The following is a 7,855-nucleotide window of genomic DNA, read 5'->3' as shown; positions in this document are numbered from 1 at the left end:
GCCGTTCCCCCCCGACCTCCACGTCTGGCCCCTGCGAGAACAGGAGCCCCAGGTCGTGGAGGTGGTGGCCCTGTGGCCCTCGGGCGGCCTCAGCCCCGCCGTCCAAGCCATCCTTGACGGGGTGCGTCGCCGCCTGAACAAACGGCGATAATCCGACGAAGACGTCGAATTCTGCCGGATTTCCGTCTTGCAGTGCGGTGCGTATTCTTCAGGAGTCCTGTTTCTCTTGAAGGAGCCGCTCGCGATGACGCCCACGGAACGGACCATTGCCCGTCTTCCCGCCCACCTGCGCCGCTACGTGGTGGGCCAGGACTACGCGGCGTACACGCCCCGGGATCAGGCGGTGTGGCGGCACATCCTGGGGCAGCTGCGCGAGCACCTGAGCGACAAGGCGCACCCCGTCTACCTGGAGGGCCTGGAGGCCACGGGCATTGGCGCGGAGGCCATCCCCAGCCTGGACGAGATGAACGAGAAGCTGTCCAAGCTGGGCTGGGCCTGCGTGGCGGTGCGCGGCTTCATCCCGCCGGCCGTCTTCACGGAGCTGCAGGCGCTGGGCGTGCTGGCCATCGCGGCGGACATCCGCACGCACGAGCACATCCAGTACACGCCCGCGCCGGACATCGTCCATGAGAGCGCGGGCCACGCGCCCATCATCGCCAACGCGCGCTATGCGCAGTACCTCAAGGCCGTGGGGCTGGTGGGATTCAAGGCCATTGCCAGCGTGGAGGACCAGGCCGTCTTCGAGGCCATCCGCAACCTGTCCGTGGTGAAGGAGGACCCCACCGCGACGGAAGAAGAAATCGCCCACGCCCAGGCCCGCCTGGAGGCCGCCAACGCCAGCCACCGCTACATCAGCGAGAGCACGCGCGCGAGCCGCCTGTACTGGTGGACCGCGGAGTACGGGCTGATTGGTGACCTGAAGCACCCGCGCATCTACGGCGCGGGCCTGCTGTCCAGCATCGGCGAGGCCCGGCACTGCCTGACGTCCGCCGTGCACAAGCTGCCGCTGGGCGTGGCGTGCGCGGACACGGACTACGACATCACCCGCATGCAGCCGCAGCTCTTCGTGGCGCGCGACTTTGAACACCTCTTCGAAGTCCTGGCCGAGTTCGAGTCCACGCTCGCGTGGAAGCGCGGCGGCGACCTGGGCCTGAACGAGGCGCTGCGCGCGCGCACGGTGAACCACCTGGTGCTCGCGGACGGCCGCGAGGTGACGGGCAAGGTGGTGGAGCTGCTGCCCGCCGCGAAGGACGTGGCCCCGGGCCTGTCCACCGCGCTGGCCCGGCTGGAGGGCCCCATCCTCACGTCCGTGAACGGGCACGCCGTGGACAAGCCGTTCAGCGGCGCGGCGCTGGTCGCCTTTGGCCAGGGCACCCTGCCGGAGCGCGGGAGCTTCACGCTCACGCTCGACAGCGGGCTGGTGCTGGAGGGCTTCGCGGTAGGCGGCGGTGAGGTGATTGCCCTGCGTGGCACGCTGGCCGGCCAGGAGCTGACGCTGCCGTCCATGGCGCGCCTGTACCTGACGGAGCAGCTGCCGTCCGTGGCGGGCGGCCCCGCCGACCCGGGCACGTGGGACGAGTGGTTCGGGGAGCTGGACGCCTTCACCGCGGGCGACGGCGAGGCCCAGGCGCGCGAGCGCAAGGCGCAGGCCCTGCCCCCGTCGCTGGCCGCCCTCTACACGGAGGTGCGCCGCATCCGCGAGACGGGGCAGCTGGCCCCCGAGCGGCTGGAGCAGATCGCCCGGGCGAGCACGGACTTCCCGACCGACTGGCTCCTGCGCGCAGAGGTCGCGGAGCTGCGCGGCGAGGTGCCCGCTCGGCGCGAGGCGGCGCAAGCGTAGGGCCGGCGCTTCGAATGACAGACGGATGACGTGCAACGGCCCGGTCGACCTCTTCACGAGGTCGCCGGGCCGAATCACTTCCAGGGGCTTTCGCCGCCGGGGACTACGCGTTGCGGCGCACCATGGCCACGTCGTAGTGGCGCTCCGTCACGTAGCCGTTCGCGGCCTTGCCGGGGCGGTACATGTTCCCGGTCTTGTCATCCACGTAGAAGCGGTTGTTCGGGTTCGTGTCCTTGCCCGTGCTGGCGTTCTTCGTGCCCGGGTCGTGGAACGTGTAGTAGGTGCGGCCCTTGTCGTCGACGCCGCGGCCCGTGATGGTCACGAAGTGGTCCGTGAGGCCGTCCGCGTTGTAGCTCGCGTCCTTGTGGCTGACGCCCACCACCACCGGCTTGCCGGCCTCCAGCTGCTTGTCGATGTAGTTGCGGCCCTCGGCGGCCTTCTTCGAGTCCACCTTCAGCGCGCCGACGCCGTTCTCGCTCGTGCCCACCTGGATGCGGCGGTCGGGGCCCAGCACGGTCGCGCCCGCGTCGCGCGACATGGCCGTCGCGGCCTTGAAGCACGCCGTGTCGCTCGCGGTGTAGCCGTGGCCGTTCTCGAACTGGCTGTAGTACGGCACCTTCACGTGCACCGCAGGCTTGTCCTTGGACGGGGCCACCTGCTCCGTGTTCGCGGGGGCCGCCTCCGTGGTCGGCTTGGAGGTGTTCGTGCCCTGGCCTTCCGTGCGGCCCGGCTTCGAGTCGTTGTTCACGGACGGGGGAACCACGCCCGTGTTGGTGTTGGCAGGCTTCGTCGTGGCGCCCGACTTCTCCTGCTTCAGCATCGCGAGGGCGTCCTTCGCCTCCGACTTGAAGCGGTTGGCCACGCCCTTCTGCACGTCCTTGGAGCTGCCGGAGAAGTGCACCAGGGTGCCGTTGCCGTTGGTGCGGCCGCGCTCGGCGTAGATGTCCTTGATGAGCTGCTCGTCGCTCACCTTCGCGGGGTCGCGCCCGGCCAGCGCCTTCTTGAAGATGTCATCCGCCTTGCCCGGGCCGTGCTGCACGGAGGTGGACCAGGCCACGTCCCGCAGCGCCGCGGAGCGCTTGTCCAGGTCGATGCCCGTCGCATTCTTGATGTTGGCGGCGCCCTTGTCGTAGTGCGTGGCCTTGATGTAGTCGTGCTGCGCCTTGTCGAAGCCCTTCGGGTCCTTCGCCGCCAGCTGCTTCCACGCGGCGGAGAACTCCGCGGAGCCCGGCTTGCTGCCCGACAGCGCCTTGTGGAAATCCGGGTTCGTCTTCTTCAGCGAGTTGACGAACGACTGCGCGGACCCGTTCGCGGAGGCGAACTGGTAGGAGCCATAGGACACGCCGCCCTTGTCGCCCTTGCCCGTGGACACAGTGCCGGGGCCACGAGCCTCGTACTTGCGGCTCAGCCCACCCAGCTCCCCGCTGGTCGCGCTGCTGGAGGACGTGTTCGTCGCGGGCGTCGTCGCCTTCGCGCCGTCCGTGGACTGCGTGAAGCTGTCACCCGAGGTCTTCGTCCCGGCGCTCGACTTGGTGGTGCCCTTCGTGTCGAAGCCGTCCTGCACCTTCAGCGACTTGCCGGCCTGGATCTTGTTCGGATCCTTGATGTTGTTCGCCTTGGCCAGCGCGTCGACGGTCGTGTTGTAACGCTTCGCGAGGCCGGTAAGCGTGTCACCCGACTTGATGCGGATATTGGAGACGGTCACGGAGAAGACCCCTCTATGTCTGGCCGCGAACAGAGGCGTCGCGGACGTGCTTGGATTGCAGCGATTATCGAAAGGCAATGCGATCAGTTTCGCATTCCCAGTCGCAATCCTGTGAAACCAGTGATTCCGGCAACTTCAGTTTCAGCGGATCGATCCGTTGAGACTGAAGAAGCTGCCCAGGAGGACCAATCGGATGTTCAGGATCCAACCGGAATTCAAAAGTGTGGCATTGCTGTTTGCCATTTGCGTCACGAGCGCGGTCCCGGAGGCCTCGGCTCAGGGGTCCGAGGGACTCACAGGGGTCTATTCGAACAAGGGCGGGACGCTGGCCATCGTCGAGGGCAGCAACGAGACGCTCGTGCACTTCTCGGGTTCGTTCCCGCAGGGCAGCAGCGCGGGCACCTGTGATTGCGCCCTGGTCGTCCAGAAGAAGACAGTCACGAATTGGTCACTTCGGCAGGCCGGTGAGGAGGGCGCCTGGACGCTGCGCGTCAATCCCAAGCAGTTCGTGCTGGAGTCGGGTCCGTCACCGTCCTGTTGCGGAGCCGGCTACCCGGGCAAGGACACGTTCGCCCGGAGCACCGCCAAGCCGCTGGGCATCTGCAAGGTGAAGGTGTCCAAGGCGGGCTTCCACGCGTCGGACGCGGCCAACACGCCGCGCAAGGCGTTCGTGGTGTCCGGCGACGCGGTGGAGGCCTACGTCGACCCGGTGGAGCCGGACTTCCTCGCCGCGCGCTTCCAGGGGCCGCAGAAGGCCACGGCGGGGCTGCTCAAGCGCGAGGATCTGGACTGTACGGCGGAGTCGGCGCCCACGGCCGCCAAGGCAACGGTGGCCGCGGACAAGCTCCAGCCCTTCGCGGGGACGTGGGTGGAGCTGACGCGGCAGGGCAAGGGCTTCGTGGTGCTCAAGCCCTGCTCGGCCGCGACGCGCAGCTTCACCGTCAAGCCCGCGACGGGCGAGGTGGAGGTGCAGCTGGGTCAGGAGGCCACGACGCTGAAGGTGACGTCCGTGGAGCCCGGCAAGGGCGCCGGGGCCTGGGTGCTGGGGCTCACGGCCGCGGACGGCAAGCCGGAGGCGCTCCAGTGGAAGACGGCCGACGCCGCGAAGGGCACCGTGTCCGTGAGCAGCCCGGACCTCTTCTCCCAGAGCCACGACTACGTGCGCCAGGAGAAGAAGTCCGCCTTCCCGTCCAAGCAGGAGACGGGGTGCGACGAGTACGAGCGCTAACGCGCCCGTGAGCGACGCCGGGCCCGCAGGCCCCCGCCGAGCAACAGCGCGACGAGCGCACCGGACAGGGGGCCCCCCACGGCCTGGCAGCCACCGTCATCCGAGGGCGTGCGCGGATCCTCGATGGGATCCACGGGCCTGCCCGCGTCGACGGTCCCCGCGTCCTGGGTGCCCGCATCGGCGGTGCCCGCGTCCGTCTCGCCACCCGTGCCCGCGTCGGTGCCCGTGCCCGCGTCCGTCTCGGGCTCCTCCTGCTCGTCCGTCGTCAGGGTGCGCAGCTCGCACTTCTTGTCCGCGTTGCAGGTCCAGGCCTGGCCCGCGGGGGCCGCGCCCTCATCGCGGCAGTCGAACGCATCCACGCACTCGTCGCCGCTGCATCCCGGCGCCACCACCGCCAGCGCGAGGGCCGCCAGGGCCCCCATGCCGAACCACCGTGCACCGCTCTCCCGGACCACCCCTCCGGGGTTGCTCATCGTCGTCACCTTTCGCCGCGGAGACCCGCCGCCGTTCGATGGAGACGATTTCTATTCGATAACGATTATTATTTTTAATATCGATAGTCCGTTTTCAGGCCGAAGTGTCGCCGGGCGGCTTCGGGGTGTTGTGGGCGGACAGGCGGGGTTGTCCGCCGGGGCCCAGGAGTCCCTGCATGGCGTCGAAGAGGTTGAGGTTGGAGCCGCTGGGGAGGAAGACGACCTTGTCCAGGCCTCCGACGACGGCGGCCTGGGCCTGCGCGGCCACGGCCTTCACGAAGTTCTCCCCTCCCCCCAGGGATTCCACGCGCTGGCGGAACTGGCCGGCTTCCACTTCGGCGAGGCGCGACTGGCGCTCCACCTCCAGCGCGTTGAGGCGCTGCTGACGCTCCAGGGTCACCTGGGTGGTGAGCCGTTCGCGCTCGGCCTCCGCCTCGGAGCGGATGCGCGAGGCACGAGCGTCGGACTCGGCGCGGGCCAGGGCCTCTTCGCTCTCCACGCGGGCGCGTTCCAGTTGGGCCTCGGCCTCCACCTTGGCGCGGCTGAGCGTCTCCAGCTGGTGGTTGCGGTTCTGCAATTCGATGAGGGATTGGCGCTCCGCCTCCGACTTGCGGTGGCTGGCGATGTCCGCGAGCTGCTTCTCCTCCTCGCTGCGGATGCGCTTCAACTCCGCGGCGGCCTGGGCCTCCTGGCGTGAGGCGTCCAGTTGGATCTGGATGTTGGTGTCGATGGCCTCGCGCAGCTTCAGGGCCGTCTTCTCATCGACGGGGGCGATGTCCTTGATGTCGATGTCGATGATGCGCAGCTGGTTCTCGGAGAAGAGGCGGTCCTTGCGCGCGCGGCCCGCGTCGTCCATGCCGAAGATGGCGCGGCGGATGAGCACGCTGGCGTTCTTGTGAAAGGTCTCGAACTCGTTCTCCGCGGCGACCTGGCGGATGCGCGACGCGAGGTTCTCACACACGTACCCGATGAAGTCGTTCACCCGGAAGATGGCCTTGTCCTTCTCCGCGTCACCCTGCACGTCGAACTGCCACTTGTATGAGAGCTTGATGCGCAGCCGCGCGTGGTCGCGCGTGGCCACCTCGAACAGGTCCGTGGCGAAGTCCGGCCCCAGCCGCAGCATCAGCACCTTGAGCTGGCGCGGGCGCTTGGGCGTGCTGCCGGACAAATCCAGGACGGTGACGTCCTCGTACGGGCGCAACATCACCTTCGCGGGGCCGAACTCCACGCGCGCGTGGTTGGTCTCGAAGTCGTTGATGAGGACCGCCGTGTTGTCCTCGATGCGCAGCACGATGGCGCGCGTGCGGTCCCCCTTCTCCGTCGCGCTTGTGGGCCGCGGCGCGCGGGCATCCTTCGCCTCCGCGGGCGGCAGCGGCGGAGTGAGTCCCAGCAGGGCCTCCGCGTCCGGGGACAGGCGCTTCTCGTGCAGCTCCTGGTGTGCCTCCGGCATGAACTGGCAGGGCCCCTGGACGAGCGACACCTTGCCCGAGCGCAGGTCGCGCACGTACAGGCCCTCCCCCTGCCCCAAGGACAGCGCGGCAATCTCCCGGTGGATGAGCACCTTCTCGCTGGGCACGTAGGTGCGCGGACCGCGGACGATCCACGTGTCACCGGCCTTGCGCGCGCGAGGCTCGCCGCCCTCGTTCTCGGAGAGGTCGTCCAGGGCCTGGAGCTTCAGGCCCTGCAGTTCCGACAGGACGTGCTTGCGGCGCACGTCTCCTTCCAGCGCCTCGCCGGGTTCGAGGAAGAAGACATCCGGGCCGGAGACGACCTTGCGGCGGCCCTCCTGGACGCGGCCGGTGGCGCGGTCCACGGGATTGAGGATGACGCAGTATTCGGTCTCCTTGAGGACGCGGGCCTTCTCCAGCGACACGACGGTGACGGACTCGCCGGGCACGTAGCGGCCGGGGCCGCGCACCAGCCACTCGTCACCGGCTTCGCGGCGGCGGGGCGCGTCCGGGACATGGGTGTCCGTGAACGCGGTGAGCGCACGCAGCCGCAGCGCTTCGGACACGCCCAGGACGTATTCCGGGACGATGTCGCCCTCCAGCTCCTCGCCGGGATAGAGCGGGAACACCTTCGGGCCCACGCGGACCTCGCGGTCGCCCACCGCGACGCGGGCCTGGCCGAAGTCGTCCAGCGCCACCTGGCCGTCCACGCGCACCACGGGGTTGCGCACCACGCACCAGCTGCCGGCGCCCACCTCCACCATCCGCTCCTTCGCCACGAGCGTCAGGTGCGCTTCCAGCGTGAGCACGCGAGGGCCCACCTCCATCAGCACGACGCCGCGGTTGGCGTCCTCGATGTATGCGTACTCGCGGTTCTTCAGGGAGATGCGCTGGATGGCTTCGGTGCTGGGGGCGGACGGCATGGCTCACCTGCTCGCGGTGGTGGGGTTCGGCCGCGAGTCATTGCGAGCCCCATGCCGTCACCGCTCCGCCCTGGAACTGCCCCGCGCCGCGCCGGACTGGCACGGACGCTCGCTCCATTCCGGCGCGCGGTGTTCCAGACTGGAGCGCCGTCGAACTTGGAGCGCTGCTCGGCGTCTGTTCGAATGCATCTTGTGCGCGGGCCAGGATGCTCTGGCCCGATGGCACCCACCCCGGAGG

5 protein-coding genes are annotated in these 7,855 nt (G+C 69.1%); 2 read left to right on the top strand and 3 right to left on the bottom strand.

Features of this window, described 5'->3' with window-relative positions; genetic code table 11:
* Positions 1–244 precede the first annotated feature (244 nt).
* Positions 245–1,840 carry an aromatic amino acid hydroxylase gene (locus tag D7Y21_RS16960; RefSeq protein ID WP_121714384.1) on the top strand — a complete coding sequence of 532 codons (1,596 nt, stop codon included), beginning with the start codon at positions 245–247 and terminating at the stop codon, positions 1,838–1,840.
* Positions 1,841–1,943: 103 nt separating this feature from the next.
* On the opposite strand, the gene D7Y21_RS16955 is transcribed toward D7Y21_RS16960, so the two are convergent.
* Positions 1,944–3,545, bottom strand: coding sequence for a LysM peptidoglycan-binding domain-containing protein (locus D7Y21_RS16955; protein WP_121714380.1), 1,602 nt, complete (start codon positions 3,543–3,545; stop codon positions 1,944–1,946).
* A gap of 223 nt (positions 3,546–3,768) precedes the next feature.
* On the opposite strand from D7Y21_RS16955, the gene D7Y21_RS16950 reads away from it, so the two are divergent.
* A complete protein-coding gene (locus D7Y21_RS16950) occupies positions 3,769–4,773 on the top strand; it encodes a hypothetical protein (protein ID WP_233591786.1) in 1,005 nt (334 codons plus the stop codon).
* On the opposite strand, the gene D7Y21_RS43660 is transcribed toward D7Y21_RS16950, so the two are convergent.
* Positions 4,770–5,246 carry a hypothetical protein gene (locus D7Y21_RS43660; RefSeq protein ID WP_199735431.1) on the bottom strand — a complete coding sequence of 159 codons (477 nt, stop codon included), beginning with the start codon at positions 5,244–5,246 and terminating at the stop codon, positions 4,770–4,772. The two genes, D7Y21_RS16950 and D7Y21_RS43660, sit on opposite strands and share 4 nt — an antisense overlap.
* 94 nt (positions 5,247–5,340) lie before the next feature.
* Positions 5,341–7,617 carry a hypothetical protein gene (locus D7Y21_RS16940; protein WP_121714376.1) on the bottom strand — a complete coding sequence of 759 codons (2,277 nt, stop codon included), beginning with the start codon at positions 7,615–7,617 and terminating at the stop codon, positions 5,341–5,343.
* Positions 7,618–7,855: the final 238 nt, after the last annotated feature.

Origin of the sequence: Corallococcus sp. AB045 (genome assembly GCF_003668895.1) — a bacterium.
Classification (GTDB): domain Bacteria; phylum Myxococcota; class Myxococcia; order Myxococcales; family Myxococcaceae; genus Corallococcus; species Corallococcus coralloides.
Note: the sequence above shows the minus strand (reverse complement) of the source record. Positions and strands in the feature narration are given on the sequence as shown.